This window comes from Ralstonia sp. VS2407, from assembly GCF_052950655.1.
The window spans coordinates 1-467 of the sequence record NZ_JBRFVG010000252.1 but is presented as its reverse complement, the minus strand read 5'-3'; the positions used below and the strand labels follow the sequence as shown (position 1 = coordinate 467).

Below are 467 nucleotides of genomic sequence, written 5' to 3'. Positions count from 1 at the left end.
CCGTTGTTTTATGATTGATGACACCGATCGCAGCTTCATCAGCGATCATCGCCGCAATCGTCTCCGCTGGTATATCTCCTGGGATCGCGATCATGTCCAGACCCACTGAACAAATGGCGGTCATCGCTTCTAATTTCTCCAGATTCAGATAGCCTTCTTCTACGGCTTTGATCATACCTGCATCTTCAGAAACCGGGATGAATGCGCCTGATAAGCCTCCCACATGGTTGCAGGCCATCACGCCGCCTTTTTTCACAGCATCGTTCAATAAAGCCAGTGCGGCCGTTGTACCGTGTGTGCCGACAGCTTCCAAGCCCATTTCTTCCAAGATCAACGCGACACTATCACCAACTGCCGGAGTAGGAGCTAATGACAGATCCACAATACCAAAGGGTACGTGCAATCGCTCAGAAGCGATTTGACCGACTAATTGTCCCATCCGCGTGATTTTAAATGCCGTCTTCTTA

At 49.9% G+C, this 467-nt stretch carries 1 protein-coding gene; it reads right to left on the bottom strand.

Annotation, left to right across the window (positions count from 1 at the left end):
• Window positions 1-467: DUF711 family protein (locus tag ACU8YE_RS24885; RefSeq protein ID WP_446930209.1), on the bottom strand; the 467-nt coding region annotated here is incomplete at both ends.